Below are 26,970 nucleotides of genomic sequence, written 5' to 3' on the forward strand. Positions count from 1 at the left end.
CGCAGACGGGCGGGGCCACGTGGCGGGCGCGCCCCCGGGGTGGCCCTGAACAGGAGTAGGGAGTGGCGCGCCGGTCAGGCGTCCTGGTGGTCCCTGGCGTCGAGCTGGCGGGCGAGGCGGTCCAGCAGCTCGTCCACCTGCTGCATCGAGTACCCCCGGGTGACGACGCCGAACCGCAGCCCGCGCAGGTCGTCGCCGCTCAGCTCGCCCTCGGGGACGTGCGGACGCGGGGTGTCGGTGACCGTGGCCGGGAACTCGCCCAGCCGGCCGGTCGACGCGACCGCGGCCAGGCCGAGGATCGCGACGGCGATCATCCACAGCACCCATTCCATGGCCGGAACTCTACCCAGTGCCGCGACCGCGGTCAGGACATCTGGCGGGCGGCCGAGGGACGCGGCTGGGGACCCGGGCCGGTGGCCAGCGCGACGGCCTCCTGGGGGTCGTCGGTGAGCTGGAGCAGGGAGAGGTCGGCGGAGGCGATGTACTCACCGGCCAGCACACCGTCCTCGAGCCAGTCCAGCAGGGGCGTCCAGAAGGCGCGGCCGAACAGGACGATCGGGAACGAGGTCACCTTCCGGGTCTGGACGAGGGTGAGGGCCTCGAACACCTCGTCGAAGGTGCCGAAGCCGCCCGGCATCACGACGAAGCCCTGCGAGTACTTCAGGAACATCACCTTGCGGGCGAAGAAGTAGCGGAAGTTGATGCCGAGCGAGACGTACTTGTTCAGCGCCTGCTCGAACGGCAGCTCGATGCCGAGCCCGACCGACACCCCGCCGGCCTCCAGCGCACCCTTGTTGGCCGCCTCCATGATCCCCGGCCCGCCGCCGGTGATCGTCGCGTAGCCCGCCTGGGCCAGCCCTCGGCCGATCTCCACGGCCGCGGCGTACATCGGGTCGCGGCGTGGCGTCCGCGCCGAGCCGAACACCCCGATGCCGGGGCCGAGCTCGGCCAGCGTCCCGAAGCCCTCCACGAACTCCGCCTGGATCCTCAGCACGCGCCACGGGTCGGAGTGCACCCACTCGCCGTCGCCCTTGCTGGACAGCAGTCGCTGGTCGGTGGTGGTGGGCAGGACCTGGTCGTGACGCCGGATCACCGGCCCCTGGGTGCGCGCCTGTTTGCTCACAGCGGCCAATCTATGCCCGGCGCGGGCCCTCCGTCGGGGACGGCGCCGCACCCGGCCCGGGCGACTAGGGTCGGGGCGTGCCCGACTGCCCGTGCGGATCCGGATCCGCCCTCGACGCCTGCTGCGGCCCGCTGCTCAGCGGGGAGCGCGTCGCCGGCAGCCCCGAAGAGCTGATGCGCTCCCGCTACACCGCCTTCGCCGTCGGGGACGCCGACCACCTGCTGCGCACCTGGCACCCCCGGACGCGGCCCGCGCGGCTGGCGCTCGACCCGGAGCTCACCTGGCTGTCCCTCCAGGTGGTGGCCACCGACGGCGACACGGTCGAGTTCATCGCGCGCTACCGCGGTCCGACCGGGCGCGGCTTCCAGCGCGAGGTGTCCCGGTTCGCGCAGCGTGCCGGCCGCTGGTTCTACGTCGACGGCACCGCGTCCTGAGCGGTCGTCCCCTCCGCCGCACGGGGTCCGGCGCAGCTACCATCTGCGGTATGAGTAGCTCCGACTTCCGGGAGCCGACCAACGCCGAGCTCTGGGCACAGCCGCCCGCCCCCGCCCCGGCTCCCCCGCTCCAGGGACACGGCCTGGCGCCCCTGCCCGCGGCACAGCCGCCGGTCCCGGCTCCGCACACCGCGCTGCCGGCGCCGCAGGCGCGGCCGGACCGGACCGTGTTCGTGCTGGCGATCGTCTCCACAGCCCTCGGCATCCCGCTGACCGCCATCGCGGCCGGCACTGCCGGGGTGGCCGGGCTGATCGTGGCGTGGGTCGGGATCGTGCTGGTCAACACGGTCTACGCGTGGAGCCGGCGCCGGTCCTGACCGTCCGCGGCCACCGGGCAGGGATCAGCCGAGCCAGCGCAGCAGCGCGTCCCTGCAGGTGAACAGGTCGTCGACCGGGCAGCACTCGTCGTCGGCGTGGGCCTTGCCGGGGTCGGCCGGCCCGAAGTTGACCGCCGGAACGCCCAGCGCGCTGAAGCGCGCGACGTCGGTCCACCCGTACTTGGCGCGGGGCTCGCCGCCCACCGCGGCCAGGAACTCCTGCGCGATCGGACGGTCCAGCCCGGGCCGGGCGCCGGCGGCCACGTCGACCACGGCCAGCTCGTAGCCGTCGAAGACCTGCCGGCAGTGCGCGAGCGCGTCCGCCTCGTCGCGGTCGGGCGCGAACCGGAAGTTCACCGTGATCGTGCAGGCGTCGGGCACCACGTTGCCGGCGATGCCGCCGCTGATGGCCACGGCGTTGAGGCCCTCCCGGTAGGTGAGCCCGTCCACCTCCACCTCGCGGGGCCGGTAGCGCTGGAGCCGGCCCAGCACGTCGGCGGCGTCGTGGATGGCGTTGTGGCCCAGCCAGGACCTGGCCGAGTGCGCGGCGACGCCGGTGGTGGTGAGGCTGAAGCGCAGCGTGCCCTGGCAGCCGCCCTCGACACCCGCGGACGTGGGCTCCATCAGGACGGCGAAGTCGCCGGCCAGCCACTCCGGGTGCTCCCGCGCGATCCGGGCCAGGGCGTTGAACTCCGCCGCGACCTCCTCGTGGTCGTAGAAGACCCAGGTGACGTCGCGCCGGGGTTCGGTCAGCGCGGCGGCGCAGGCGAGGGCGACCGCGATCCCGCCCTTCATGTCGCACGTGCCGCGGCCGTAGACCACGCCGTCCTCGACCCGGGACGGCAGGTTGCCCGCGACCGGGACGGTGTCGAGGTGCCCGGCGACGACGACCCGCTCGGCCCGTCCGAGCGTGGTGCGCGCGATCACCGTGTCGCCGTCGCGGACGACGTCGAGGTGCGGCAGCCCGCGCAGCGCGGCCTCCACGAGGTCGGCGAGCTCCTTCTCGTTGCCGCTGACCGACTCCACGTCCACGATGTCGCGAAAGAGGGCCACCAGGTCGCCGGTCAGGTCCAGGCTCATGGACGGCCATCTTAGGGCCCGCCGGCGCGTCGGAGGCGCCCGGTAGGCTGGCCGGCATGACCCGACCCGCGCACGGCTGGGGCCTGGCCACGATCCACGCCTCCGGCCAGGTCCTCGACACCTGGTTCCCCGCTCCCGCCCTCGGCGAGGCGCCCGGTGGTGACGCCCCGGCCACCCTGGTCGCCGCCGCGCGCCGCGACGACGAGCGGCAGGTGCGCACCGAGCCGGTCCTGGTCGAGATCGACCTCGACAGCCCGCCCGCCGACGTCCCGGACGCCTATCTGCGCCTGCACCTGCTGAGCTCACGGCGCTGCGCCCCGCGCACGCTCGACCTGACCGGCATCTTCGGCGTGCTGCCGAACGTGGTCTGGACGAACTTCGGCCCGTGCCTGGCCGAGGGCTTCGAGGACGTCCGCCTCGCCCTGCTGTCCGCCCGTGACCGGGTGACCGTCTACGGGGTGGACAAGTTCCCCCGCATGACCGACTACGTCGTCCCCGGGGGCGTCCGGATCGCCGACGCCGACCGGGTGCGCCTCGGCGCCCACCTCGCGCCCGGGACGACCGTGATGCACGAGGGCTTCGTGAACTTCAACGCCGGCACGCTCGGGACGTCCATGGTCGAGGGGCGGATCTCGGCGGGCGTCGTGGTCGGCGACGGCACCGACATCGGCGGCGGCGCGTCCATCATGGGCACGCTGTCGGGCGGCGGGCAGGAGCAGATCACCATCGGCGAGCGTTGCCTCCTGGGCGCGGAGTCCGGCCTGGGCATCTCGCTCGGGGATGACTGCGTGGTCGAGGCGGGGCTGTACGTGACGGCCGGCACGAAGGTGACGCTGGCCGGGGGCGCCGTGGTGAAGGCCGTCCAGCTCAGTGGCCGCAGCGGCCTGCTGTTCCTTCGCAACTCGCTCACCGGCGCGGTCGAGGCCCGCGACCGGCGCGGCACCGGCGTGGAGCTGAACGCCGCGCTGCACGACAACTGAGGCGCCGATGAAGCGGGCCAGGGGTGCACTCTGGGCGGTTCTGGGCATCGCCGTCGCCCTGGCGCTCGTCGTCGGGGGCGTGGTGCTGTGGTCGACCTACAACAAGGTGCCCCTGCCGATCGAGGACCGGTGCACCGCCACGGCCGGCGGGCACACCACGACGATCACGCCGGAGCAGGCCCGCAACGCCGCGATCATCGCCGGGGTGTCGATCCGGCGCGACCTCGCGCCCCGGGCGGCGTCCATCGCCCTGGCCACGGCCTACCAGGAGTCGGGCATCCGCAACCTCGACTACGGGCACGCGGACTCCCTGGGGCTGTTCCAGCAGCGGCCGTCGAAGGGCTGGGGGACGGTCGAGCAGGTGACCGACCCCTGGTACGCGTCCCGGTCGTTCTACCAGGCGCTGGTGCGGGTGAAGAACTGGAAGACCCGCGACATCAACGACGTGGCCCAGGCCGTGCAGCGCAGCGCCTACCCGGAGGCCTACCGGCGCCACGTGCCGAACGCCCGCGCGCTGGCCAGTTCGTTGACGGGAGAGACCCCGGCGTCGTTCAGCTGCGTCGTGGCGTCACCCGGCGAGGGCGACCCGCAGGCGATGGCGTCCTTCCTGAAGAAGACCCTCGGCGCCGGCGCCGTCACCACCCGCGTGAACGGGTCGACCCTCACCGTGACGACCGACAACCCGACCGCGGCGTGGGCCGTCGCGCACCTGGCGGTCGCGAACACCGCCTCCTACGGGCTCGCCTCCGTCCAGGTCGGCCCGTACGCATGGACACATTCCCCCGCCGGGCCGGCGCAGTGGCAGGGGACGGGCCCGAGCACCGCGGTGAAGGTCACGCTGGTCTTCTCCGAGCCAGCACCCCGCTGACCCGAGTCTGGCTGCAGCAGGGACGCGCGATCGCCACCCCGGGGCGTCTGGAGGCGGTCAGGCCTGGGCCAGCAGGCGGCGTGCGGCCGCCTCCACCCGCTCGTCGGTCGCGGTGAGCGCGACCCGCACGTGCCGGCGTCCGGCCTCGCCGTAGAAGTCTCCGGGAGCGACGAGGATGCCGAGCCCGGCCAGGTGGTCGACGCTCGCGCGGCAGTCCTCGTCCCGCGTGCACCACAGGTACAGCGAGCCCTCGGAGTGCTCGACCCGGTACCCGGCCGCGACGAGCGCGGGGCGCAGCATCGCCCGGCGACGGCGGTACCGCGCCCGCTGCTCCTCGACGTGGACCTGGTCGTCCAGCAGGGCAACCATGGCCGCCTGCACCGGCATGGGCACCATCAGCCCGGCGTGCTTGCGCACCTCCAGCAACGGACGCACGACCTCCGGGTCACCGGCGACGAAACCCGCCCGGTAGCCGGCCGCGTTCGACCGCTTGGACAACGAGTGCACCGCCAGCAGCCCCTCGAGGGAGCCCCCGTTGACCTCGGGGTGCAGCACGGACATCGGCTCGACGTCCCAGCCGAACTCTCCGTAGCACTCGTCGGAGGCGAGGACGGCTCCGGCGGCGCGTGCGGCGTCCACCCAGGCGCGCAGCGCGTCCGGCGACAGGATCGCCCCGTGAGGGTTGGCCGGCGAGTTGATCCACACCAGCCCGGGACGCAGCGACGCGAGGTCGGACGGGTCGTCGGTCGCCACCACGGTGGCCCCGGCGATCCGTCCGCCCACGTCGTAGGTGGGGTAGGCGGTGGACGGGATGACCACGGTCGCGCCCGGGCCCACGCCCAGCAGCGTCGGCAGCAGCGCGACGAGTTCCTTGGTGCCGACCACCGGCAGCACGCCGTCGTCGGCGAGCCCGACGGCACCCCACCGCCGCTCGAGGTAGCCGCGGATCGCTGCCCGCAGGCGTGGTGTCCCCCAGGTCGTCGGATAGCCCGGCGCGTCCGCGGCCGCCGCCAGCGCGAGCCGTCCGACCTCAGGGGTGGGGTCGACGGGTGTCCCGACCGAGAGGTCGACGATGCCGTCGGGGTGGGCGCCCGCCCTCGCCCTCGCAGCGTCCAGGGAGTCCCAGGGGAAGTCGGGCAGCTGGCCGGCCAGCCCGGGCGTCACTCGCCCTGGGGCGGGAGCGCGGCGACGGTCGGGTGGTCGGCGTCGATCGGGCCCAGCTTGGCCGCGCCGCCGGGGGACCCGATCTCGTCGAAGAAGTGGACGTTGATGTCGTAGTACTCGGCCTGGTCGGCGGGCACGTCGTCCTCGTAGAAGATGGCCTCGGTCGGGCAGACCGGTTCGCAGGCCCCGCAGTCGACGCACTCGTCAGGATGGATGTAGAGCATCCGGTTGCCCTCGTAGATGCAGTCGACCGGACACTCCTCGACGCATGCGAGATCCTTGACATCCACACACGGGAGGGTGATCACGTAGGTCATGGGACCGGCTCCTCATCAGGTACTTGGCAAACTGAGAGCACTCTACAACCGGCACCTGGAGTTGATACGACGTGGCTCGCCCGCATCCCGACCAGCGACCGCCCCACCCGGGCGAACGGGTCAGCCTGCGCCGCGTCCGGCCCGACGGCGAGCCGGGTGACCTGGTCGGGTTCGTTCTCGCGGCCGACGCCGACGGGCTCCGGCTGCGGGACCGCCGCGGCACGGTCCACGAGGTGGCCTGGGCGGACGTCCGGGCGCTGCGGACCGTCGGGGTGGCCCGGGGACGGGACCCGAGGCGTGCCCCCCGGGAGGAACTCGACCGGCTCGCCGACGCGGCCGGGGTGGCCGGGCCGGCCTTCGTCGCCCGGGTGAGCGAACTCCTCGACCCGCGCTCCCCCACCGTCCCGGACGCCTGGGGCGAGTCGCCTCCCTGCCCGGCCGTGCTCGCCGGGGAGTGGGTGACCACGGGAGACTGCCACGACCTGATCGCGCTCGCCCGGTGGGCCACCCGGCAGGACGCCCGCAGCATCCAGGTGCGCACCGACGACCCGGCCGCGATCGCGGAGTTGCTGCGCCTGGGCTTCACCGAACTGCCCTGACCGGCCGACCGTCCGGCCCCGGACGCTCAGGCGTCCGAGGGCTTCTTTCCGCAGACGACGGGGGTCAGGGAGTTGTAGCGCCAGTTGAAGCGCTCCTTCTTCACCAGCTTGTCGCCCTTGTAGAACAGCCGGTAGTGGTGGACGTCGAAGCCGGTCATCGCGCTCTGCGGGATGCAGCCGTCCGAGTCGTCGTAGACGGTCTTCCCCGGGGCGCGGTAGTTCGACAGCACCGGCTTGGACGCCTTGATCGTGTACCGCTTCGTCGACCACACCCGGACGGTGACCGAGCCGGTCGTGCCGGGCCGCCCGGTGATCCAGGCCTGGAGGACCACGCCGTAGGGCGAGTCGTTGCGGAACTTCATGTCCACGCTCACCCAGTCCAGAGTGGCCTCCCGGCCGACGGGGTAGCGGTTGAAGTAGAGCGAGTGCGGCTTGTGGTAGATGTCCTCGAGGCCGGCGAAGTAGATCGCGTTGAACGTCGTCGTGGTGGCCTGCGAGATGCCCCCGCCCTGCCGCTCGACGATCCTGCCGCCGTCGATGGCGCCGCCGGCCATCCAGCCCGCCTTCTTGGTGCGCTTGCCGAGGGTCTTGTTCATGCTGAACACCTCGCCCGGCTTGAGGAAGGTGCCGTTGATCAGCTTCGCTGCCTTGCCGATGTTGTTGTACCGGTAGGCGGTACCGGGGAAGTAGGTGGTGAACTTCCCGATCACCTTCTTGACCCCCAGCTTCTCGGCGTCCGCCGTGGTGAACGACGCCGGCCGCGCGCTCACCCCGACCGACGCGGTGCGTCCGGACGGCTGGGCGAGCGTCGGCACGAGGGCGGCGGCGAGCTCCGCGGGGTCGACGCCGAGGCCGTCGGCGGACGGCACGATCCGCGGCTTGGTCTTCCCCATCGTGATCGTGGCGTCCCGCGGCTGCTTCAGGCCGAGCTTCGCCAGACCCGGCTTCACCTGGGCCTCCAGCTTCTTCACGTCGAACACCGGACCGAGGCCGCCGTCCACCGGACCGAAGGTGAGGGACGCGGCCAGGTGCTCCGGACGCACGACCAGGGTGCCGGCGTCACCGACCGCGACGTCCACCGGCGCAGCGACGGCGGTGGCGGCGGGCCCGGCGAGCGCGGCGTCGGCCTCCGCGGTGGTGACCACCGGCGCGGCGGTGACCAGCGGCGCGTCCACCGTGGACGTCGTGAGGTAGGCCGCCCTGACCGCCTCCGCCGTCGCCGCACGGTCGACGACGCGGCCGTCGGCGCCCTCCGTCGTCCGGACGGGCTTCAGGCCGGTGTAGCCGACCGTCGCGTCGACCGCGGGGACGTCGACCTTGTCGGCCAGGCCGCCGATCGTGGCGTCCAGCCTCGCGGTGTCGACGGCCAGCACCGCCGGGTGCTCCGAGCCGCCGAACAGCACGGTGAGGATCGCGGCGGGGTTCCAGCTGCGGCCGCCCCCGGCCTGTGCCACCGAGGCGGCGTAGTCGACGGCCAGGCCCGCCTCGCCGGGCGCGACGGTGAGCTTCTCGTCCCCGGCGGTGAGCACCAGCGGCTTCTCGCTGCGCTCCCCCAGCGCGGCGCGCAGGGTGTGCTCCGCGGTCTCCGGGGTCAGCCCGCCGATCGGGACGCCGGCCACCGAGGCGTTGCGCGGCACGTTCTCGCCGGCCAGGAAGTGCCCGGCGAGGTAGCCGCCGCCGAGGAGCACGACGAGTCCTGCGCCGACGCCGATGCCGATCTTGGCTGTGGTCGACAGCGTGCGGGTGTTGGCCACGGGAAGGATCCTCTCGGGTGAGCGGCTTCCATGCTACGGGAGCGGTTCGGCGGCGTCGGCGAGGTCGTCCAGGGGTGCGGCGGGCAGCCCGAGCTGGGACACCACGATCCCGACGATCATCAGCGCGGCACCGGCGTAGCCGCGTAGCCCCATGTTCTCGCCGAGCAGGATGGCGCCGCCGATGGCCCCGAACACCGACTCGGTGGCCATGATCAGGGAGGCGTGGGTGGCCAGCGCGTGCCGCTGGCCCACCACCTGCAGGGTGAAGGCGATGCCGACAGAGACCAGGCCGCCGTACAGCAGCGGGACGACGGCCTGGTCGAGGCCGGTGAACGGCGCCGGCTCGAGGACGAGCGCGGCCAGGCTGCTCAGCACCGCGCAGGTGAGGAACTGGACGACCGCGAACCGCAGCGCGGACAGGCGGGGGCTGTAGTGCTCGATGACGAGGATCTGGATGGCCCACGGGATGCAGGTGAGGATCAGCAGCAGCTCGCCGGTGCCGATGGTGAGGGCATCGCTGACGCTGATCAGGTACAGCCCGGCGAGTGACGAGAGCACGCCGAGGATCGTGGCCGGGCTGCTGCGGTGGCCGCGGAACGCGGCGATGACCGGCACGAACACCATGTACAGGCCGGTGATGAAGGCGGCGTTGCCCGCCGGGGTGTCGGCCATGGCGGCCTGCTGGAGGTTCACCGCGATGGTCAGGAAGACACCCGCGACCATCCCGGGGACGAGCACCGCGCGCGTCGCGGCGGCCCTCCTGGGGGCAGGGACGCCGCGCACCCGGTCGCGGAGCAGGATCACCGGGATCAGCACGGCCGACCCGATCGCGAAGCGGACGCCGGTGAACGTGAGCGGGCCGACGTGGTCCGCCCCCACCCGCTGGGCGACGAACGCGAAGCCCCACAGGGCCGAGGCCAGCAGCAGCGCGCCGTTCGCGCGCAGCCGCTGGCCCCGTGAGGAGACGGTGACGCTCACCCGATCCGCGAGAGCGCGGTCCTCGCGTGCGCGGCGACGTTCTCCGCGGTGAAGCCGTACTTCGCGAACAGCAGGTTGCCCGAGGCGGACTCGCCGAAGTGGTCGATCGCCACGATCTCGCCGGCGTCGCCGACGAAGTCGCGCCAGCCCATGGGCGAGCCGGCCTCGACCGCCACCCGGGCGACGCCCGCCGGCAGGACCGACGCGCGGTACGCGGCGTCCTGCGCGGTGAACCACTCGGTGCACGGCATGGAGACCACGCGGGTGCCGATGCCCTCTGCCTGGAGCACGTCGCGGGCGGCCAGGGCGACCTCGACCTCGGAGCCGGTCGCGATCAGCACGACCTTCAGCTCACCCTCGGCGTCGACGAGGGTGTAGCCACCCTTGGTGAGGTCGGACGCGGGGGCGACACCGGGCAGGCTGCGGTCGATCGTCGCCAGGTCCTGACGGGACAGGATCAGGGCGCTCGGCCGGTCGGTGTGGGCCAGCGCTGCCGCCCACGCCTGGGCGGTCTCGTTGGCGTCCGCGGGACGGATCACGTCGAGGCCGGGGATCGCCCGGAGGCTGGCGAGGTGCTCGATCGGCTGGTGGGTGGGACCGTCCTCGCCGACGCCGATCGAGTCGTGCGTCCAGACGAAGATGCTCGGCACCTTCTGCAGGGCTGCCAGTCGGACGGCGCCGCGCATGTAGTCGGCGAAGACCAGGAAGGTGCCGCCGTAGGCCCGGGTGAGGCCCGACATCGTGATCGCGTTCACGATGTTGCCCATCGCGTGCTCGCGGATGCCGAAGTGCAGCGTGCGGCCGGAGTAGTCGCCGGCGAAGTCGTGGGACGACTGCTCCGGCGGGAGGAACGACGGCTGGCCCTTCATCGTGGTGTTGTTCGAGCCGGCGAGGTCGGCAGAACCGCCCCACAGCTCGGGCATGACGTCGGCCAGCGCGGTGAGCACCTCACCGGACGCGGCCCGAGTGGCCTTCTTGCCCGCGGGGAACACCGGCAGCGCCTCGGCCAGGCCCTCGGGGAGGGCGCGGGCGGACAGCCGGTCGAACAGGGCGGCCTGCCCGGGGTTGGCGCTGCGCCACGCGTCGTAGCGGGGCTGCCAGTCGGCCTTGGCCGCGGCCGCGCGCGCCGCGGCGTTGGAGCGGGTGTGCTCGAGCACCTCCGGCTCGGCGACGAAGCTCTGCTCCGGGTCGAACCCGAGCAGCTTCTTCAGCCCGGCGACCTCCTCTGCGCCCAGCTTGGCGCCGTGCACGGAGTGGTGGCCCGCCTTGGTGGGCAGCGGCCAGCCGATCACGGTCGTGAGCTTGATGAAGGACGGCTTGTCCGTGACCGCCCGCGCGGCCTCGATGGCCTCGTACAGGGCCTTCACGTTCTCGACGTAGCCGGTGCCACCGTTCGTCCAGTCGACGGTCTGCACGTGCCAGCCGTAGGCGGCGTACCGGGCGGCGACGTCCTCGGTGAACGCGATCTTGGTGTCGCCCTCGATCGAGATCCGGTTGTCGTCGTAGATCAGCACCAGGTTGCCCAGCTTCTGCGCCCCCGCGAGCGAGGACGCCTCCGCGGCCACGCCCTCCTGCATGCAGCCGTCACCGGCAATGCAGTAGACGGTGCGGTCGAACACGCTCGACTCCCCCAGCGGGGTGGACGGGTCGAGCAGCGCCCGCTCCCTGCGCGCGGCCATCGCGAACCCGACCGCATCGGAGACGCCGGCACCCAGCGGGCCGGTGGTGCACTCCACGCCCGCGGTGTGGCCGTACTCCGGGTGGCCCGGGGTCAGCGAGCCCTCGGTGCGCAGCGAGGCGAGGTCGGCGGCCTCCAGGCCGTAGCCGGCCAGGAACAGCTGGCAGTACTGCGTGAGCGAGGAGTGGCCGATGCTCAGCACGAACCGGTCGCGGCCCGCCCAGGTCGGATCCGCCGGGTCACCGGTCATCACCTTCTGGTACAGCAGGTACGCCAGGGGCGCCAGCGAGATGGCGGTACCCGGGTGCCCGTTGCCCACCTTCTCCACCGCGTCCGCCGCGAACACCCGCGCGGTGTCCACCGCCCGCTGATCCAGCTCGGTCCAGGTGAAATCGGTCATCGTCGGCCTTCTCCCAACTCGTTTTGAAACGTAACAATAGCCGTTCTGGCGCTCGCCGCCAGCATTTCACACTCAGGATGGCAGGCCCGTCCGGCGACCGGATGTTGCACTACGGCGCCCCGGGCACGACCGCGCGCACTTGCCCCGAATCGGCCCGAGCAGATACCCCCTCAGGTACTGTTGGTACCAACACCACCGACGGGAAGTTCAACGATGAAGCGACTGGTCATCCTTGGTGGCGGGACCGCGGGCACGATGGTGGCCAACAAGCTCCGGGCCGCCGTGGGCACCCACGAACTGCACATCACCGTCGTCGATCGGGACGACGCCCATCACTACCAGCCGGGCTACCTGTTCATGCCCTTCGGGATCTACAACACGACCGACATTGTGCGCTCCCGGCACCGGTTCATCGACGACGGCGTCGACCTGGTCCTCACCGAGATCGATCGCGTCGACCCGACCTACCAGACGGTGCACCTCGCGGACGGCCGGACGCTGTCCTACGACTACCTCGTGATCGCCACCGGCGTCACCCCGCGTCCTGACGCTACGCCTGGGATGCAGGGTGCGCTGTGGGGCGAGAAGGTGCACGAGTTCTACAGCCTCCCGGGTGCGCAGGCGCTCACCGAGGCGATGCGCCGGTTCCGTGGCGGCCGACTGGTCGTGCACATCACCGAGATGCCGATCAAGTGCCCGGTCGCGCCGATGGAGTTCACATTCCTGGCCGACGACTGGCTGCGCAAGCACGGCATCCGGGACCGGACGGAGGTCACCTACGTCACTCCGCTCGACGGGGCGTTCACCAAGCCAGTCGCGTCCCGGGAGCTGGCGACCGCGCTGGTCGACCGGCAGGTCGGGCTGGAGACCGACTTCGCCGTCGAGCGCATCGACAACAACACCTGCGAGCTGGTGTCCTTCGACGGCCGCCGGATCGGGTTCGACCTGCTGGTCACCGTGCCGCTGAACATGGGCGCCGACTACGTGGCCCGCTCGGGGATGGGCGACGAGCTCAACCTCGTCCCGTGCGACCAGCACACCATGGCCAGCCTCGCCCATCCGGGCGTGTGGGTACTCGGAGACGCCGGCACGCTGCAGACCTCGAAGGCCGGGTCAGTGGCCCACTTCGCCGTGGACGTGTTCGTGCACAACTTCGTCGACGAGTTCAACGGCCGGCCCGCCACCCACGGCTTCGACGGGCACGCCAATTGCTTCATCGAGTCCGGCAACCGCAAGGGCATGCTGCTCGACTTCAACTACACCACCGAACCGTTCACCGGGAACTTCCCACTGCCGGCCGTCGGTCCGTTCAAGCTGCTCAAGGAGACCCACCTCAACCACATCGGGAAGCTGGCCTTCCGCTGGATCTACTGGAACCTGCTGCTGCCCGGGCGACCGATCCCACTGATCCCGACGGCGATGAGCCTGGTCGGCAAGCGGGTGGAGACCGACGTGACGGCAGAGGGCACGGGAATGCCGACCACGCCGGCACCGTCCAGCCCGGCCCCCCCGCCCCGTCCGGCGAAGACCACCGCTGAGCCCGTCGCGTCGAAGGGACGTGCGCCGGCGAAGCCACGGCTGGAGACCACACCGCTGGTGGCCCCGCGTCCTGCCGCCACACCGGCGCCCGCACCTCGGCCGTCCGCTCCGGTCGGCGGCTATGTCGACCGTCCCGGGGTGGACTCCACCGCCGACCCGACCACCGTTCTGCCCCAGCCGATCGTCCCCAAGTTCTGAAGGGAGTCACCGATGCCCACCACCATGATCGCCGGGCGCCCCATCGACGTGAACGATGAGGGATTCCTGACCGTCTACGACCAGTGGGACGAGAAGCTCGGCGCCGAGCTCGCCCGGCTGATCGGGATCGAGCTGACCGACGCCCACTGGGGCCCGATCCGGTTCTTGAGGATGGACTACCCGGGCCGCGGCGAGACCGCCACGCTGCGTCGCACCAGCACGGTCGGCGGTTACCCGATCAAACAGCTGTTCGAGCTCTTCCCCGGCAAGCCGGCGAAGAAGCTGGCCTACATCGCCGGCCTCCCGAAGCCCAAGGGCTGTGTGTAAAGGAGCACGACCATGACCGACACCATCTCCGCACCGATCGTGCCCGACTTCGACGGCGCCGACTGCCCGGCCCCGACGTCGTCCACCCCCACCCCGCGCAAGCTGGTGATCATCTGCAGCAAGGGCAACCTCGACATGGCCTACCCCGGCCTGATCCTCGGGGCGGCCGCGTTGGGCGAAGGCATCGAGACGCACCTGTTCTTCACCTTCTGGGGCTTCGACATGATCACGAACTCCCGCATGGACCACCTGAAGTTCAACCCGCTCGGGAACACGGCCATGCACTTGGTCCAGGCCCCGAACATGCCGCTGCCCGCGCTGATGGGTGCCATCCCCGGCATGACCGGGATGGCCACCAAGATGATGCGCAAGCAGATCGCCGACCTCGAGGTGCCGACCGTGCCCGAGATGCTGGAGCAGATCGTCGAGATGGGCGGCCACCTGTGGGCCTGCCGCATGTCGTTCGACATGATGCAGCTGAACGAGGCCGACCTCTACGAGGGCGTCGAGGCCGTGATCAGTGCGACCGACTTCATGGAGTTGTCCGAGGGCGGCCAGATCATCTTCATCTGAGCCCCGGCGCCGGCCCTGGGGGCCGCTTCCGCGTGGTTGGTCACAGGCGTTCGCCACGATCGCCCCCGGGGGGCAGTTGTCCACCGCCGCCCCGGAGGGCTCAGCCAGCAGTGCGCTGTGCGTCCTTCACGAGGCCGTAGAAGAACAGCGAGACCGGCCGGTACATCACGTGGGCGAACTTGGTGAACGGCAGGAACAGCACCAGTTCCATGGCGATGGCCACGTGCAGCAGGAACACCCAGTAGCCCCAGCCCGGCACCGGCTCGGCGTACAGCGCCGCCTCGATCACGAAGCCGGTGAGCCCCGCCACCCACAGGAGCACGAGGAACAACCAGTCCGACGGCTTGCTGGTGTCGTTGCCCTGGCGGGTCTCCTGCCAGCGACGGATCATGAACCAGGTGACGCCGTACATCAGCGCGAGGCCGGCGACCGTGCCCAGCAGCCGGACCGGGTACCAGATCGGCACCGGGGTGCCGGTCGCCTTGATCCCCAGCAGGTCCATCCCGTAGTCGAGCGTGGTTGCGAGCAGCAGCCCGAGGAAGCCCCACAGGGTGAGCGCGTGGATCAGCCAGCGCCGCCGGTACAGCGGCTCCACCGGCTCGTCGTCGTGGCAGTCCTCCCGGTACCGCTTCTGTCCCAGCGACTCGATGCCGAGGGCGTACCACGCCGCGCGGAGCGTCCGTCCCCACGCCTGCCGGCTGCCGAACAGCGCCGACCACGTGACCTGGTCGCGTCGGGCGATGTCCCGGGCCAGCAGGCCCACGCCGAGCAGGCTGAACAGCGCCACGACGACCATCAGCACGATGCCGGTCGTGTGGATCACGCTGTAGGGGATGAAGTCGAACAGGGCGAGGGTGTCACGGCTCTGCTCACCCCGCACCGCGGCGAAGAAGAGCGCGAAGAAGGCTGCGGCACCGATCGCGATCGCGCTGCCGATCACCGGCCTGGTGTAGAGCACGCGGGCGATCCCGCTCTTGTCGTAGTGGGCGATCGCGTAGCGGCGCGCGGTGCCCATGAACTCGCCCGGGTCCGCCTGCTGCGGGCAGCGGGTGGTGCAGACGCCGCAGCCGTAGCAGGTCCACAGCTCCTTGCTCGACACCAGGTCGTCGGTCAGCCCGACCTGGGCGAGCCGGATGAGCTTGCGCGGGAACATCGCGTCGCTGTCGGCGAGCGGGCAGATGGCCGTGCAGTTGCCGCAGCTGAAGCACGCGTTGATGTCCGCGGCCCCGAACTTCTGGAGGTCGGTGATCAGGTGCGGATCCACCGTCGCTGTCATTCGTACTCACACTCCTCGAGGACCGCCGCGGGGCCCTGGCCCACGGCGCGGTAGCTGAAGTAGCCGTCGTCGTCGGCCTCGGTGCTCTCCACGAGGAGGCCGTAGCGGCGCATGCCCATCACCCAGTAGACGACCTCGTGGGTGGGGTGGCCGAGGCGCTCGGCGATCTCGCCGATCGTCTTCCCTCCGTCCGCGACGGCCGCGAGGATCGGGGCGTGCATCAGCGGCTCCTCCCGGATCACCTCGCGCGGGTCACGCAGTACCTGGGTCATGCCACCGGCTCCTTGGGTCGTTCGGTCGCGACCATCTCCTCGATGGCCGCGCGCATCTGCGCATCGGTGTAGCCGAGCAGGTCGATCGCGTCCCTCCCGCAGACCGGGACACAGCCGCCGCAGCCCTTGCAGGTGGCCGGGTCGACGGACGCGATGGACCGCCCCTCCCACTCGATGCTGGTGATCGCGTCGTACGGGCAGGACGAGAGGCACTCCCCGCTGCCGGTGCACTTCTCGGGGTTCACCCGCGCGACCAGCGGCTCCAGTTCCGCGAACCCCTTCTTCAGCAGCGCCGCGCTCTGCGCGACGGCCGCGAGCCCGGCGGAGACGCTCTCCCCGACCGTGCGCGGGCTCTGGCAGCAGCCGGCGATCATCACGCCGTCGACCACCGTCTCCACCGGACGCAGCTTGGGGTGGATCTCGTTGAAGAAGCCGTCACTGCCGACGGGGAGCTTCAGCACCTCGACGAGCCGGGACGGATCCCGCGGCACCATGCCGGTCACCAGCACGACCAGGTCGACCCCGATCGTGAGCTCTCGGCTCTCGGTGAGGAGGTCCGTCACCGTGACGGCGAGGCCCCCCGTGGGGAGGGCGGCCACGCTCGGCGGCTGGTCGTCGGCGAACTTCACGTACGTCGAGCCGGCCTCCCGGGAGGCGTTGTAGAGCAGCTCGTTGCGGCCGTACGCGCGGATGTCGCGGTACAGGTGGTACTGCCGGATCGACGGGTCCACCGTGCCGACCTGGAGCGACGCGTGGATGGTGGCGGTGCAGCAGTACTTCGAGCAGTACTCGTTGCCGCCGGCCTCCTGCCGGGAGCCGACGCAGTACACGTAGGCGATCGAGCGGACCTGGCGTCCCCGCCAGGTGAGCCCGCCGGACGGGGCAGCGTCCACCATGGCCTTGAACTCGGGCAGGGTGACCACACCGTCGATGCCGTAGCCGAACTCGCCGTCGTCGGGGCTGTAGGCGTCGAACCCGGTGGCCACGATGATCGAGCCGACCTCGAGGCTGAGCACCTTGTCCGACCCGTCCCGGTGGAGGGTGAGCTCGACGGTGTAGTTGCCGAAGCTGCCGGACTTCCCGGTCAGCTCCGCGCCGGTGTAGGTGGTGATGTCGCGGCGCTTCCTGATCTCCTCGACCAGGCCGGCGACCTCCTCCGCGCCGGACGCGTCATCGGGGAAGGTCGCCCCGAAGGTGCCCACCCAGCCGCCGAGGGTGGCCGCGCGCTCCACGACCACGGCCTGGATGCCGACGTCGGCCAGGCCGATCGCGGCCCGCAGGCCGGTGATGCCGCCGCCCACGACCAGCGCCCGCGGCACGGTCTGCACGACCAGCGGCTCCAGCGGGTCGGACAGGCGCGTCTTCGCGACGCCCGCCCTGACCAGGCCGATCGCCTTCTCCGTGGCGCCGGAGCGGTCGTGGGGGTGCGCCCAGGAGTCCTGCTCGCGCACGTTCACCTGGGTGTAGGCGTACTGGTTGAGGTCGGCCCGCTTCGCCACGTTGCGGAAGGTCACCTGGTGCAGCTTCGGCGAGCAGGACGCGACCACGAGCCCGTCGAGGTTCCGGCCGCGGATGTCGTCGATCATGTCGTGCTGCGTGCCGTCGGAGCAGGCGAAGACCGGCGACTCCGACACCACGACGCCCGGCTCGTCCTTCAGCGCCTCCCGGACGGCCTCCACATCCACGTAGTCGGAGATGTTGCCGCCGCAGTGGCAGATGTAGACGCCGATCCGGCGCTCGGGCTTGCCCGACGTCGCGGAGGCGTCCGCGACCGGCTCGGGGCTGTCCGGCGTGGTCATACCGGCACCTCCTCGGTGAAGTGGTGGTGTTCGAGGTGGGCGGCGACCTGGGCGACCGCCGCGCCGGAGTGCAGGATCGTGTCGACGATGTCCTTCGCCCCGGACGCGGTGCCGGCGACGAAGACCCCGGGGATGCTGGTCTGGCCGGGGCTCAGCTCGGCGCTGGGCTCGGCCACGTAGTAGTACTCGTCCAGCCCGAGCGGGGCCTGGGAGAACAGCTTCTCCACGTCACGGTTGGGCTGGATGCCCACGGCGAGCACCACGAGGTCGTAGGACGCCTCGACGATGCCGCCCCCACCCTCGATGTCCTCGTAGCGAACCAGCAGGTCGCCGTTGGGCTCCTCGGTGATCTTCGAGACGCGGCCCTTGATGTACTGCGCGCCCATGTCCTGGGCCTGCGTGTAGAACTCCTCGTAGCGCTTCCCCGCGGCCCGCATGTCGATGTAGTGCATGCTCACGTCCGCCAGCGGCAGCGCCCCCATGATCAGCTGGTTCTGCTTGATGGAGTACATGCAGCAGAACTTCGAGCACAGCGGGTTGCCGACGGTCTTGTCGCGCGAGCCGGTGCAGGAGATGTAGCCGATGCGCTCGGGCACCTTTCCGTCGCCGGGCCGCAGCACGGTGTTGAACGGACGGGTGGGAGCGAGCAGCCGGTCCATCTGCATGCCGGTGATCACGTTCGGGAACCTCCCGAACCCGTACTCGGGCTTCAGGTCCGCGGCGAACAGCTTGTGGCCGGTCGCGACCACCACCGCACCCACGCGCACCTCGTGCACCTGGTCGCGCTGGTCCATCCGGATGGCGAAGGCCGGACACGCCTGCACGCACTGCTGGCACTCCGAGCACACCCCGCAGTCGAGGCAGGAGCCGGCACCGGCACGCGCCTGCGCGAGCGTCAGCGGGGCCTCGATCTCGGAGAAGTCGCGCGGGTGGTCCACCAGCGAGACCTCGCCGCTGACCGGGTGACGGTGGCCGAAGGCCGTCTGCCGAGCCAGCACCCTGTCGGGGGCGATCGTCTCCAGCCGGTCGTCGAGGGCGACGAACCCGTCCATCGGCTGGCCGGTGAGCCAGCGGTCGACCATGTGCGCGACCCTGCGGCCCGACCCGATCGCGCGGGTGATGTCGGTCGCTCCCGCGGTCACGTCGCCGGCGGCGAACAGGTAGGGCACAGAGGTCTGGAGCGTCCGGGGGTCGACGGTGATCCGGCCGCGCGTGTCCGCCAGCCTCGCGAACGGCGCAGGGTCGGGGCTCATGCCGATGGTGGAGATCACCAGGTCGCAGTCGAGCACGTACTCGCTGCCGGGGACCGGCTCGGGGCTGCGGCGCCCGGACGCGTCCGGCGCACCGAGCTGCATGCGCTGGAGCTTCAGCCCGGTGACGCGGCCGTCGCGGGTCACCACCTCTGTGGGGGCGACGAGCAGCTCGAACACCGCACCCTCGGCCTCGGCGTCCTTGCTCTCCACGTGGTGGGCGGGCATCTCCGAGCGCGTGCGCCGGTAGGCCACCCGCGCCTCGGACGCGCCGAGGCGCAGGGACACGCGGGCGGCGTCCATCGCGACGTTGCCGCCGCCGACGACGACGACCCGCCGGCCGGTGAGGTCCGGAGCTGCGCCGTTCGCCACGGCGGCGAGGAAGTCCAGCCCGTTGACCGAGCCCTCGGCGTCCTCACCCGGGACGCCCATGCGCGTCGCGACCTGAGTGCCGGTCGCCACGACGACCGCGTCGTAGCCCTCGGCCTTCAGCGCCTCGGGATCGGAGACCGGGGCGTCGCAGCGGATCTCGACCCCGAGCGAGGTGAGGTTGGCGATGTCGGCGTCCACCACCTCGTGCGGCAGCCGGTAGGTCGGGATGGCGTGACGGAGGTAGCCGCCCGGCTGCGACCTCTTCTCCAGCACCGTCACCTGGTAGCCCTTGCGGGCCAGCTGCCAGGCCGCGGTCAGGCCGGCCGGGCCGGAACCGACGACCGCGACCCGCTTCCCGTTCGGCTCCGCGACCTCGATCGCCGGACCGTCGGCCGCCCCGGCGCCCTCGTAGTGCCGATCGGCGGCGAACCGCTTCAGGAGCCGGATCGGGACGGGGCCCTCGAGCTTGGTCCGGGTGCACTCCGACTCGCACGGCGCGTAGCACGCGCGGCCGAGGGTGCCGACCAGCGGCGTGGCGTCGAGGACGAGCTGGAAGGCCTCCTCGTACTTGCCGCCGCGTACCAGCGACACGTACCCGTGGGCCTTGATGCCGGCCGGGCACGCGCCGATGCACGGCGACGTCCCCTCGCGCTGCAGGATCGCCTTCTTGGGGACGGCCTGGGGGAACGCGATGTACGCGGCCCGCCGTGCGGCGAGTTCGGCATTGAACTGGTCCGGGACGGCGACCGTGCATGCCTTCTGGCACGCGTCACAGCCGGTGCAGGCCGCCCAGTCGACGAATTTCGACTTCTCCTGAATGGCTGCCAGGAACTGGCCATCAGCATTTCTGCTTATGCCCTGGACCTCGCTGTAGGCCATCGTCGTGATGTTCGGGTGATTGATCGTCGACGACATCTTGGGCCCCGAGATGCACGAGGCGCAGTCGAGCGTCGGGAACACCTTCGACAGCAGGATCATTCGGCCGCCGACGCTCGCCTCCTTCTCCACGAGCAGCACCCGGTAACCCATGTCCGCCAGCTTGATCGACGACTCCATGCCGCCGATGCCGCTGCCGATGACCAGGACGTCATAGTCCATCGCGTATCGCTCCTTGTGAAACGAGGTGTGCGGTCAGATGAAGAGGTTGACGTTGGACTCGTCGGCCTCACTGAGGTAGGTCGCCACCCCGGCGTACTCGATGCCGTCCACGAGCTCGTCCTTGCCGATCCCGAGAACGTCCATCGACATCGTGCAGGCGATCATCTTCACGCCCTGCTCGCGCGCGGTCTCCATGAGCTCCGCCACGGTCATCACGTTCTCGGACTTCATGACCTTCTTCATCATCGAACGACCGGCGCCGGCGAAATTGAACCGCGAGAGCCCGAGTTTCTCGGCGTGCTTCGGCAGCATTGCCGAAAATGCCTTCTGGAGGCCGCTCTTGTCCGCGGAATTCGCCACCGCGCCCACCGGCTTGCGCAATGCGGCCAATCCCCAGAATGTGAAGAACATGGTGACTTCGTCGTCCATCGCGGCAGCACCATTGGCAATGATGAATGCCGCCATCAGCTTGTCGTAGTCGCCGCTGAAGACAATGATGGTCTTCTTCGACATGGAGGTTCCTAACTGTGTCGTCGTTGTCGGTGGCCCGGTTCAGGCCACGGACGCGCTCTCGTCCAGCCGCGTCAGTGCGGCGGAGAACTCGCGCATGTAGTTCGCGAACGGCTCGGCACACACCGAGCACAGCGCGGCCATCTTCAGCCGCTGTGCCGGGATGCCTCGCTCGGCCATGATCGCCTGGGCCTGACTGATGATGTGCGCGGTGCGTTCCGCGCAGTCGGGCAGGTAGGCACACTCCTCCCCGTCCGAGGCGACGAAGACGCCGTCGAAACCGCTGTCCAGCGCGTGCACGAGCCAGGACGGCTTCAGGCCGCTGCTGCAGGGCACCGCCATCGTCTGCACGGTGGCGGGGTACTCGAGGTGGCGGCTGCCGGCGAGGTCGATGCCGGGGTCGGAGATGTTGATGGTGGAGAAGACCAGGATCCGTGGCGAGCTGTCGCCGGGGCCAGCAGCTCCGGACATCGGACTACTTGGCCTTGCGGAGGAACAGGTGGATCGAGCCGGCCTCCTCGAACGAGCCGAGGAAGTCGTGGCCCATCTTGCGGCACCAGGCGGGGATGTCCTTGAGGGTCCCGGAGTCGGTGGCGAGGACCTCCATGACGTTGCCCACGGGCACGCCACCGATCTGCTTCTTCGCCGCGAGGATGGGGCCCGGGCAGGAGACACCGCGGGCGTCGACGACGACCGGGGACGCAATGGACTTGAGTTCAGTGATGGTTGCGGACATTGTCCTTCGTACTCCTCATTTCTGTCCGGACAGCTCTGTCCGGTACTCAGAAGCGTACACCCCCGGGGGTACCCGCACGTCGTTTTCGACGGCAATTCCGCAACACCCATCCGACGGACCGCCGCGGCCTCAAATCGCGGCTGCCACCGGCATTTTCGATACGTCGAGCGAGCGAATCATTGAACCGGTGCGTCCGGTCAGCGGGGACGGACGAAGACCGCGGCCGTGCGCTCCGGGACGGTCACCCAGTCCGTGCCCGCCTCTGCCCCGCGGACCATCTCGTCGGTCCCGGACTGCTGCACCGGGTGCAGCCGGAAGCCCGCAAGGTCCATCGGAAGGACCTGCCGGACCAGCCACGGCGTGGCGTTGACCACCAGCAGCAGGCCCGACCACCGCTCGTCCACCGGATCGGTGCGGTCGTCGACCGCCATCGCGACGACGCCGGGGAGCTGGTGCCAGCTGTCGGAGGCCGGGAACGACACCTTCGCCCTGACGCGGGCGGCACTGCCCAGGCGGAACAACCGCGTGGACGCGCGCAGCCGCAACAGGTCGAGGGCCTGGGCATGGGCCCGGCGGATGTCGTCCGGTGACGGCTTCAGGCGCGGGTCGGCCAGCAGCGGCGCCAGCACGTGCCAGGCCTGGGCGTTGTCGCGCTCGGGCGGGAGCCCGGCGGCGAATCCGTTGTCGGTCATCGTGAAGTCGAGGTAGTTGAACCAGTCGCCGGAGTTGTAGGAGTTCCGGTCGAGGCTCTTGCTGCGCAGGATGTCGGTGCCCGCGTGCCACATCACCGGGCTCTGCCCGAGGGTGGCGAGCGCGAGGCAGACCGTGTTGAGCCGCACCCGCGCCGCCATCGGCGTCGCCGGGTGGAGCTTCAGCGTGAGCGCGTCGAACAGTGTCTCGTTGTCGTGGGCGTCCACGTAGCTGATCGCCTCGCCCGGCTCGTCGGCGTAGCCCGCCGGGCGACCACCGAAGTCGAGTTGCTCGCCGGTGACGTCCGCGTGGCGGGAGTTCGAGCCGAAGCGGACGCTGCGCAGGGTGCCGGCCAGCCCCAGCTGGACCAGGTCGGTGTACCAGGCGAGCCGCTCGCCCTGGAGCCGCTCGTCCCCGTTCACTCCGGTGCCGTTGTCGGCGCTGAGCAGGCCCGTACCGAAGCCCTGGCTGCGGGGGTCCGCGTCCCACACCGACCCACCGCGGACGGCGTCCCGCAGCCGGTCGGAGAAGGTGGCGATCCCGGTGCCGCCGAGCTGGCCCTGGGTGGCCTGGACGAACCGGGCGTTGTCGGCCACCTCGCCGAAGTTCCACCCCTCGCCGTACATCGTCACCGCGCGGCCGTCCACCCCGTCGGCCTCGGGGGTGAGCGCGTCCAGCGCCGCCCGGACCGCCAGCATGTTCGCCCGGCTGTGGTGGCCCATGAGGTCGAAGCGGAAGCCGTCCACGCGGTAGTGCCGCACCCAGTGCACGCACGCGTCCACCATGAGCTTCTGGGCCATCAGGTTCTCCGTGGCCACGTTGGGGCAGCACGTCGAGGTCTCCACCGCACCGACGGCGTCGAGGCGGTGGTAGTAGCCGGGGACGATCCGGTCGAGCACCGACTTGCTGTCCTGGCCCGCGCTCGCGGTGTGGTTGAACACCTGGTCGAGCACGACGCGCAGGCCCGCGGCGTGGAAGGCGCCCACCATCGCCCGGAACTCCGACACCCGCGCCGCGCCCTCTGCGGCGTCCAGGGTCGAGGAGTAGGAGCCCTCCGGTGCGAAGTAGTGCCAGGGGTCGTAGCCCCAGTTGAAGCCGCTGCGCCCGCCGGCAGCGTTCACGCTGCGCTGCTGCTCCGGACTGTCGGGCGGCAGCTGCTTCAGGTGCTCCCACGGTGGCGCGATGCGTCGCTCGGGATGCTCCTCGACGGTGGCGTTGTCGAACAGCGGCAGCAGCTGGACGGTGTTCAGCCCCGCGTCCGCCAGCCGCCGCAGGTGCGCCATGCCCGCACTGTCCACGGTGGGGGCGAGGTACGTGCCGCGGAGGCCCGCGGGAACGCTGGCGTCCGAGATCGAGAAGTCCCGCAGGTGCAGCTCGTAGACCACCTGGTCCACCGGGTGCTCCAGCCGCGGCGGCACCGCGGACGCCCACTGCGCCGGGACGAGCGCCGGGTCCGCCGGGTCGACGAGCACCGAGTGGGTGGAGTTCACGGTGAGCGACACCGAGTACGGGTCGGTCACCTGGTTCGCGACCACGCGCCGGTGGTGCGGGGTGTAGACGGTCACCTCGTAGCGGTAGCGGGCACCTCGCCACCCCGCCTCGCCGGTGACCGCCCAGGTGCCGTCGTCCGCGGGGACCATCCGGCGTCGTTCCGGGGCGTCGTGGAGGCTCGCTCCCACGGGCCACAACAGCAGGGCCACCTGGCGGGCGGTCGGCGCCCACAACCGGAGGGTGGGGGTGCCGAGGTGCCACGTGGCGCCGAGGTCGGCGTCGGCCGCAGAGGCGGAGAGCTCGTCGATCACTCCGGCGAGTTGCAGCTGCCCCGCGTCCAGCAGCCGCCCGGAGGGCCGGTGGGCGCTCACCGCCACCTGGCAGCGCACGGCCTCGGCAGCGCTGGCCGCGGCCTCGTCCGGCAGCCGGAGCGCCAGGTGGGCGTGCAGGTGCGGGAAGCGTGCCACGAGGTCGGCGGGGAGGCCCGCGGGGTCGAACCGGAGGGACGCGGTGTGCCAGGGCACCGGCTCGCTCGCCGTGGGGTCGATGTGGTCCTCTGCCGACCAGTGCAGCCGCCAGTCGAGCGAGGCGGGCGCCTCTCCCGGCGGCAGGTGCCCGGGCGGCCAGGCGATCACGCCGGGACGCAGCCAGTGGCCCGGGGCCTCCTCGAGGCCGGGGGCGTCATCGGCCGTCCACTGCACCCTGCCGATTCTGCCACCGGCCGCACCCGGGCAGGGTTCACCAGATCCGGGGCGAAAGGATGCACCAACACCGCCGCCCCCGCTGGTCAACCGTGCAGGCGGGCGTACCGGCCGCCCCGGGCGAGCAGCTCGTCGTGGCGTCCGCGCTCGACGATGCGGCCCCGGTCGAGCACGACGATCTGGTCCGCGCCCCGGACGGTGCTCAGCCGGTGGGCGATGGTCAGGGTCGTGCGTCCGGCCATGAGGGTGTCCAGCGCGGCCTGCACCTCGCGCTCGGTGTCGGTGTCGAGGGCGGAGGTGGCCTCGTCGAGCACCAGGATGGGCGGGTTGACGAGCAGCGTCCGTGCGATCGCGAGGCGCTGCCGCTCGCCGCCGCTGAAGCGGTGGCCCCGCGCGCCCACCACGGTGTCGAGGCCGTCAGGCAGCCCGGCGACCACGTCGGCCACCTGCGCCGCCTCGAGGGCAGCCCACAACTCCTCGTCGCTCGCCCCGGGCGCTGCCTCCCGGAGGTTGGCCGCGATCGTCGTGTGCGCGAGGTAGGTCTCCTGGGTCACCATGCCCACGATCCGCGTCCGGTCCTCGCTCGCGAGCTCACGCAGGTCGACGCCGTCGACCCTCACCCGTCCGGTTGTCGGGTCGGCCAGGCGGACGAGCAGCGCCGCCAGCGTGGACTTGCCCGAGCCGGTCTCGCCGACGACCGCGACCGACTGGCCCGCCCCGATGCTGAGGTCGATGCCGGACAGCGCGTCCTGCGTGCCGTCGGGGAAGCGGTAGCCCACCCGCTCGAACCGCACCTCTCCCCGCACGGACGCGGGGTCGAGCCGCACCGGGTGCGCGGGCTCCGGCACCTCCACGGGCAGGTCGAGGTAGCCGAAGATGCGGCTGAGCAGGGCCATGGACGCCACCCACTGCGCGCCGACGTTCAGCAGGCCCATGATCGGCCGGAAGATCGTCCCCTGGAGGCTGGCGAAGGCGATCAGCGTGCCGATGGAGATGTCGCCGGACAGGCCGGGGAAGCCGGCGATGAGGTAGAGCAACGCGGGGATGGCGGCGAAGACGATGCCCATGGTCGCCATCCGCCAGCGCCCGGCCAGCTGGGAGCGCACCTCCAGGTCGATCAGCGCGGAGGAGGTGTCGGCGAAGTCGTGCTCGCGGGCGGGCCCGCTGCCCAGGGTCTTGGTGAGCATCGCCCCGTTCACGCTCAGCGCCTCCTCGACCTGGGTGTGCAGGTCGGCCAGCGCGCGCTGCTGGGCGAGGGTGATGTCGCGGCGCACCAGGGCCACGCGACGGGTGAGCGCGATGGCCGGGGGAAGGACGAGGAGCGAGAGCAGCGACAACCGCCAGTTGAGCACCAGCATGGCGACGGCGGTGGCCACAGCCGTGGTGAGGTTGGCAGCGATCGAGGTGGCGGTGGTGGTCACGACCGACTGCAGGCCCGCGACGTCCTGGAGGAGTCGCGACTGGATCTCGCCGCCCCGCGTCCGCTTGAAGAACTCCATCGACTGGGCCTGGAGGTGGGCGAAGACCTTCACGCGGAGCGTGTGCATCACGCGCTGGCCCATCCCGGTCGCGAGCCACGTCTGCCACACCCCGAGGACGCCGGTGACGGCGGCGACGGCCACCATTCCGGCCACCAGCCAGGCGAGCAGGACGGTGTCGCCGCCGGGCAGGGCGACGTCGATGATCTCGCGCAGCAGGAACGGCTGCGCGAGGCCGACAACCGAGGCGACCACGATGATGCCGGTGACGGCGGCCAGTTCCAGGCGGTGGCCCCGGAACATCGCCGCGACGCGGGAGAAGGCCACCGGAGACTCGGCCAGCTGCGCGCGGTCGGCGGGGTTGATCCGGGAGGGCCCGCGCATCTCGACAGGGCTCGTCGCCATCAGGCTCATCTGCGGCCTCCGAAGTTTAGTGAGGTAACCACAGGATATAAGCTGTGGTGCCATGGAGGTATTCCCGGAGGCCCTCGCGGAGGAGTTCCTCCGCGTCGCCAGGCAGCTGCGCCGCGAGACCCAGCGCCGGATCGCCCCCCTCGGGCTGAACCTCCACCAGTCGCGGGCGCTCCGGGTGATCTCCGGGGCCGGACCGCTGCGCCCGTCCGAACTGGCCGAACACCTGGGGATCGTCGCCCGCTCCGCGACGGACGCCGTCGCGGGGCTCGTGGCCGGCGGCTTCGTCGTCCGTGACACCGACCCGGCGGACCGGCGCGCCCACCTGCTGGCGATCTCGCCGGAGGGCAGCCGGGCACTCGCGGAGGTCGACCGGATCCGCACGGAGGTCGGCGCGGAACTGTTCGGCTGCCTCGGAGCCGAGGACCGGGCCACCCTGGCCGCGCTGCTCGCCAGGCTCGGCGGCGGTGCGCCCTAGACTGCTCCACGCCTGAGGA

The 26,970-nt window shown here is 71.4% G+C and carries 26 protein-coding genes; 9 read left to right on the forward strand and 17 right to left on the reverse strand.

The window, feature by feature from the left end; genetic code table 11:
- Window positions 1–74 precede the first annotated feature (74 nt).
- Both ACFQQJ_RS00125 and ACFQQJ_RS00130 read right to left on the reverse strand, forming a co-directional pair.
- Window positions 75–332, reverse strand: coding sequence for a DivIVA domain-containing protein (locus ACFQQJ_RS00125; protein WP_377103028.1), 258 nt, complete (start codon window positions 330–332; stop codon window positions 75–77).
- A 32-nt stretch (window positions 333–364) separates the two neighbouring features.
- Entirely contained in the window at window positions 365–1,123 is a 759-nt protein-coding gene (locus ACFQQJ_RS00130) for a TIGR00730 family Rossman fold protein (protein WP_377103029.1), read from the reverse strand.
- Window positions 1,124–1,200: 77 nt separating this feature from the next.
- Between ACFQQJ_RS00130 and ACFQQJ_RS00135 the strand changes: the two genes are divergently transcribed.
- Together ACFQQJ_RS00135 and ACFQQJ_RS00140 are read left to right on the forward strand one after the other, a co-directional pair.
- Entirely contained in the window at window positions 1,201–1,557 is a 357-nt protein-coding gene (locus ACFQQJ_RS00135) for a YchJ family protein (protein WP_377103030.1), read from the forward strand.
- A gap of 50 nt (window positions 1,558–1,607) precedes the next feature.
- Window positions 1,608–1,934, forward strand: coding sequence for a hypothetical protein (locus tag ACFQQJ_RS00140; protein WP_377103031.1), 327 nt, complete (start codon window positions 1,608–1,610; stop codon window positions 1,932–1,934).
- Between the two features lie 24 nt (window positions 1,935–1,958).
- Here the strand turns inward: ACFQQJ_RS00140 and dapE are convergent, their stop codons facing one another.
- On the reverse strand, window positions 1,959–3,014 hold the full coding sequence (gene dapE / locus ACFQQJ_RS00145) for a succinyl-diaminopimelate desuccinylase (RefSeq protein WP_377103032.1): 1,056 nt from the start codon (window positions 3,012–3,014) through the stop codon (window positions 1,959–1,961).
- A 56-nt stretch (window positions 3,015–3,070) separates the two neighbouring features.
- Here dapE and dapD point away from each other — a divergent pair, with 56 nt between their 5' ends.
- Both dapD and ACFQQJ_RS00155 read left to right on the forward strand, forming a co-directional pair.
- Window positions 3,071–3,994: a 2,3,4,5-tetrahydropyridine-2,6-dicarboxylate N-succinyltransferase gene (gene dapD, locus ACFQQJ_RS00150; protein WP_377103033.1), complete on the forward strand. Its 924-nt coding sequence runs from the start codon at window positions 3,071–3,073 to the stop codon at window positions 3,992–3,994.
- Window positions 3,995–4,001: 7 nt separating this feature from the next.
- On the forward strand, window positions 4,002–4,862 hold the full coding sequence (locus ACFQQJ_RS00155; protein ID WP_377103034.1) for a hypothetical protein: 861 nt from the start codon (window positions 4,002–4,004) through the stop codon (window positions 4,860–4,862).
- A 57-nt stretch (window positions 4,863–4,919) separates the two neighbouring features.
- On the opposite strand, the gene dapC is transcribed toward ACFQQJ_RS00155, so the two are convergent.
- Together dapC and fdxA are read right to left on the reverse strand one after the other, a co-directional pair.
- Entirely contained in the window at window positions 4,920–6,026 is a 1,107-nt protein-coding gene (gene dapC / locus ACFQQJ_RS00160; protein ID WP_377103035.1) for a succinyldiaminopimelate transaminase, read from the reverse strand.
- Window positions 6,023–6,343: a ferredoxin gene (gene fdxA, locus ACFQQJ_RS00165; RefSeq protein ID WP_377103036.1), complete on the reverse strand. Its 321-nt coding sequence runs from the start codon at window positions 6,341–6,343 to the stop codon at window positions 6,023–6,025. Before fdxA ends, dapC begins: the two co-directional genes overlap by 4 nt.
- 71 nt (window positions 6,344–6,414) lie before the next feature.
- On the opposite strand from fdxA, the gene ACFQQJ_RS00170 reads away from it, so the two are divergent.
- Window positions 6,415–6,942 carry a hypothetical protein gene (locus tag ACFQQJ_RS00170; RefSeq protein WP_377103037.1) on the forward strand — a complete coding sequence of 176 codons (528 nt, stop codon included), beginning with the start codon at window positions 6,415–6,417 and terminating at the stop codon, window positions 6,940–6,942.
- A gap of 26 nt (window positions 6,943–6,968) precedes the next feature.
- On the opposite strand, the gene ACFQQJ_RS00175 is transcribed toward ACFQQJ_RS00170, so the two are convergent.
- The 3 genes from ACFQQJ_RS00175 to tkt are packed head-to-tail and all read right to left on the reverse strand — an operon-like array spanning window position 6,969 to window position 11,752.
- A complete protein-coding gene (locus ACFQQJ_RS00175) occupies window positions 6,969–8,696 on the reverse strand; it encodes a VanW family protein (protein WP_377103038.1) in 1,728 nt (575 codons plus the stop codon).
- A gap of 33 nt (window positions 8,697–8,729) precedes the next feature.
- Complete coding sequence (locus tag ACFQQJ_RS00180) at window positions 8,730–9,674, reverse strand: DMT family transporter (RefSeq protein WP_377103039.1); 945 nt, start codon at window positions 9,672–9,674, stop codon at window positions 8,730–8,732.
- A complete protein-coding gene (gene tkt / locus ACFQQJ_RS00185) occupies window positions 9,671–11,752 on the reverse strand; it encodes a transketolase (RefSeq protein ID WP_377103040.1) in 2,082 nt (693 codons plus the stop codon). Before tkt ends, ACFQQJ_RS00180 begins: the two co-directional genes overlap by 4 nt.
- A gap of 213 nt (window positions 11,753–11,965) precedes the next feature.
- Between tkt and ACFQQJ_RS00190 the strand changes: the two genes are divergently transcribed.
- The 3 genes from ACFQQJ_RS00190 to ACFQQJ_RS00200 are packed head-to-tail and all read left to right on the forward strand — an operon-like array spanning window position 11,966 to window position 14,389.
- Window positions 11,966–13,489, forward strand: a complete 1,524-nt coding sequence (locus tag ACFQQJ_RS00190; protein ID WP_377103041.1) for an NAD(P)/FAD-dependent oxidoreductase — start codon at window positions 11,966–11,968, stop codon at window positions 13,487–13,489.
- 12 nt (window positions 13,490–13,501) lie between these two features.
- Window positions 13,502–13,816, forward strand: coding sequence for a TusE/DsrC/DsvC family sulfur relay protein (locus ACFQQJ_RS00195; RefSeq protein WP_377103042.1), 315 nt, complete (start codon window positions 13,502–13,504; stop codon window positions 13,814–13,816).
- Window positions 13,817–13,828: 12 nt separating this feature from the next.
- Window positions 13,829–14,389, forward strand: coding sequence for a DsrE/DsrF/DrsH-like family protein (locus ACFQQJ_RS00200; protein ID WP_377103043.1), 561 nt, complete (start codon window positions 13,829–13,831; stop codon window positions 14,387–14,389).
- A 100-nt stretch (window positions 14,390–14,489) separates the two neighbouring features.
- Here the strand turns inward: ACFQQJ_RS00200 and ACFQQJ_RS00205 are convergent, their stop codons facing one another.
- The 9 genes from ACFQQJ_RS00205 to ACFQQJ_RS00245 form a co-directional block, all read right to left on the reverse strand.
- Complete coding sequence (locus ACFQQJ_RS00205; protein ID WP_377103044.1) at window positions 14,490–15,665, reverse strand: 4Fe-4S dicluster domain-containing protein; 1,176 nt, start codon at window positions 15,663–15,665, stop codon at window positions 14,490–14,492.
- Window positions 15,662–15,937: a MarR family transcriptional regulator gene (locus ACFQQJ_RS00210; RefSeq protein ID WP_377103045.1), complete on the reverse strand. Its 276-nt coding sequence runs from the start codon at window positions 15,935–15,937 to the stop codon at window positions 15,662–15,664. The genes ACFQQJ_RS00205 and ACFQQJ_RS00210 overlap by 4 nt, the downstream gene beginning before the upstream one ends.
- Complete coding sequence (locus tag ACFQQJ_RS00215) at window positions 15,934–17,736, reverse strand: CoB--CoM heterodisulfide reductase iron-sulfur subunit A family protein (RefSeq protein WP_377103046.1); 1,803 nt, start codon at window positions 17,734–17,736, stop codon at window positions 15,934–15,936. The genes ACFQQJ_RS00210 and ACFQQJ_RS00215 overlap by 4 nt, the downstream gene beginning before the upstream one ends.
- Window positions 17,733–20,456 (reverse strand): FAD-dependent oxidoreductase, encoded by a 2,724-nt coding sequence (locus ACFQQJ_RS00220; RefSeq protein ID WP_377103047.1) that lies wholly within the window; start codon window positions 20,454–20,456, stop codon window positions 17,733–17,735. Before ACFQQJ_RS00220 ends, ACFQQJ_RS00215 begins: the two co-directional genes overlap by 4 nt.
- Window positions 20,457–20,489: 33 nt before the next feature.
- Window positions 20,490–20,969: a DsrE/DsrF/DrsH-like family protein gene (locus ACFQQJ_RS00225; protein ID WP_377103048.1), complete on the reverse strand. Its 480-nt coding sequence runs from the start codon at window positions 20,967–20,969 to the stop codon at window positions 20,490–20,492.
- 39 nt (window positions 20,970–21,008) lie between these two features.
- Complete coding sequence (locus ACFQQJ_RS00230) at window positions 21,009–21,437, reverse strand: hydrogenase iron-sulfur subunit (RefSeq protein WP_377103049.1); 429 nt, start codon at window positions 21,435–21,437, stop codon at window positions 21,009–21,011.
- 4 nt (window positions 21,438–21,441) lie between these two features.
- On the reverse strand, window positions 21,442–21,702 hold the full coding sequence (locus ACFQQJ_RS00235) for a sulfurtransferase TusA family protein (RefSeq protein ID WP_377103050.1): 261 nt from the start codon (window positions 21,700–21,702) through the stop codon (window positions 21,442–21,444).
- 197 nt (window positions 21,703–21,899) lie between these two features.
- Window positions 21,900–24,584 carry a pullulanase-type alpha-1,6-glucosidase gene (gene pulA / locus ACFQQJ_RS00240; protein WP_377103051.1) on the reverse strand — a complete coding sequence of 895 codons (2,685 nt, stop codon included), beginning with the start codon at window positions 24,582–24,584 and terminating at the stop codon, window positions 21,900–21,902.
- 86 nt (window positions 24,585–24,670) lie between these two features.
- Window positions 24,671–26,476 carry an ABC transporter ATP-binding protein gene (locus ACFQQJ_RS00245; protein WP_377103052.1) on the reverse strand — a complete coding sequence of 602 codons (1,806 nt, stop codon included), beginning with the start codon at window positions 26,474–26,476 and terminating at the stop codon, window positions 24,671–24,673.
- Between the two features lie 52 nt (window positions 26,477–26,528).
- On the opposite strand from ACFQQJ_RS00245, the gene ACFQQJ_RS00250 reads away from it, so the two are divergent.
- A complete protein-coding gene (locus ACFQQJ_RS00250) occupies window positions 26,529–26,951 on the forward strand; it encodes a MarR family winged helix-turn-helix transcriptional regulator (RefSeq protein WP_377103053.1) in 423 nt (140 codons plus the stop codon).
- Window positions 26,952–26,970: the final 19 nt, after the last annotated feature.

This window comes from Propionicimonas sp. T2.31MG-18 (assembly GCF_964266745.1).
GTDB lineage: Bacteria > Actinomycetota > Actinomycetes > Propionibacteriales > Propionibacteriaceae > Propionicimonas.

What these genes read in the sequence shown, in the direction of transcription:
- ACFQQJ_RS00230 (WP_377103049.1), bottom strand. Translation starts at nt 21,437, where the DNA reads ATGTCCGGAGCTGCTGGCCCCGGCGACAGCTCGCCACGGATCCTGGTC.
- ACFQQJ_RS00195 (WP_377103042.1), top strand. Translation starts at nt 13,502, where the DNA reads ATGCCCACCACCATGATCGCCGGGCGCCCCATCGACGTGAACGATGAG.
- ACFQQJ_RS00190 (WP_377103041.1), top strand. Translation starts at nt 11,966, where the DNA reads ATGAAGCGACTGGTCATCCTTGGTGGCGGGACCGCGGGCACGATGGTG.
- ACFQQJ_RS00210 (WP_377103045.1), bottom strand. Translation starts at nt 15,937, where the DNA reads ATGACCCAGGTACTGCGTGACCCGCGCGAGGTGATCCGGGAGGAGCCG.
- ACFQQJ_RS00155 (WP_377103034.1), top strand. Translation starts at nt 4,002, where the DNA reads ATGAAGCGGGCCAGGGGTGCACTCTGGGCGGTTCTGGGCATCGCCGTC.
- dapD (WP_377103033.1), top strand. Translation starts at nt 3,071, where the DNA reads ATGACCCGACCCGCGCACGGCTGGGGCCTGGCCACGATCCACGCCTCC.
- ACFQQJ_RS00220 (WP_377103047.1), bottom strand. Translation starts at nt 20,456, where the DNA reads ATGGACTATGACGTCCTGGTCATCGGCAGCGGCATCGGCGGCATGGAG.
- fdxA (WP_377103036.1), bottom strand. Translation starts at nt 6,343, where the DNA reads ATGACCTACGTGATCACCCTCCCGTGTGTGGATGTCAAGGATCTCGCA.
- ACFQQJ_RS00245 (WP_377103052.1), bottom strand. Translation starts at nt 26,476, where the DNA reads ATGAGCCTGATGGCGACGAGCCCTGTCGAGATGCGCGGGCCCTCCCGG.
- ACFQQJ_RS00250 (WP_377103053.1), top strand. Translation starts at nt 26,529, where the DNA reads ATGGAGGTATTCCCGGAGGCCCTCGCGGAGGAGTTCCTCCGCGTCGCC.
- ACFQQJ_RS00200 (WP_377103043.1), top strand. Translation starts at nt 13,829, where the DNA reads ATGACCGACACCATCTCCGCACCGATCGTGCCCGACTTCGACGGCGCC.
- ACFQQJ_RS00140 (WP_377103031.1), top strand. Translation starts at nt 1,608, where the DNA reads ATGAGTAGCTCCGACTTCCGGGAGCCGACCAACGCCGAGCTCTGGGCA.
- dapE (WP_377103032.1), bottom strand. Translation starts at nt 3,014, where the DNA reads ATGAGCCTGGACCTGACCGGCGACCTGGTGGCCCTCTTTCGCGACATC.
- tkt (WP_377103040.1), bottom strand. Translation starts at nt 11,752, where the DNA reads ATGACCGATTTCACCTGGACCGAGCTGGATCAGCGGGCGGTGGACACC.
- ACFQQJ_RS00225 (WP_377103048.1), bottom strand. Translation starts at nt 20,969, where the DNA reads ATGTCGAAGAAGACCATCATTGTCTTCAGCGGCGACTACGACAAGCTG.
- ACFQQJ_RS00205 (WP_377103044.1), bottom strand. Translation starts at nt 15,665, where the DNA reads ATGACAGCGACGGTGGATCCGCACCTGATCACCGACCTCCAGAAGTTC.
- ACFQQJ_RS00125 (WP_377103028.1), bottom strand. Translation starts at nt 332, where the DNA reads ATGGAATGGGTGCTGTGGATGATCGCCGTCGCGATCCTCGGCCTGGCC.
- ACFQQJ_RS00215 (WP_377103046.1), bottom strand. Translation starts at nt 17,736, where the DNA reads ATGACCACGCCGGACAGCCCCGAGCCGGTCGCGGACGCCTCCGCGACG.
- ACFQQJ_RS00235 (WP_377103050.1), bottom strand. Translation starts at nt 21,702, where the DNA reads ATGTCCGCAACCATCACTGAACTCAAGTCCATTGCGTCCCCGGTCGTC.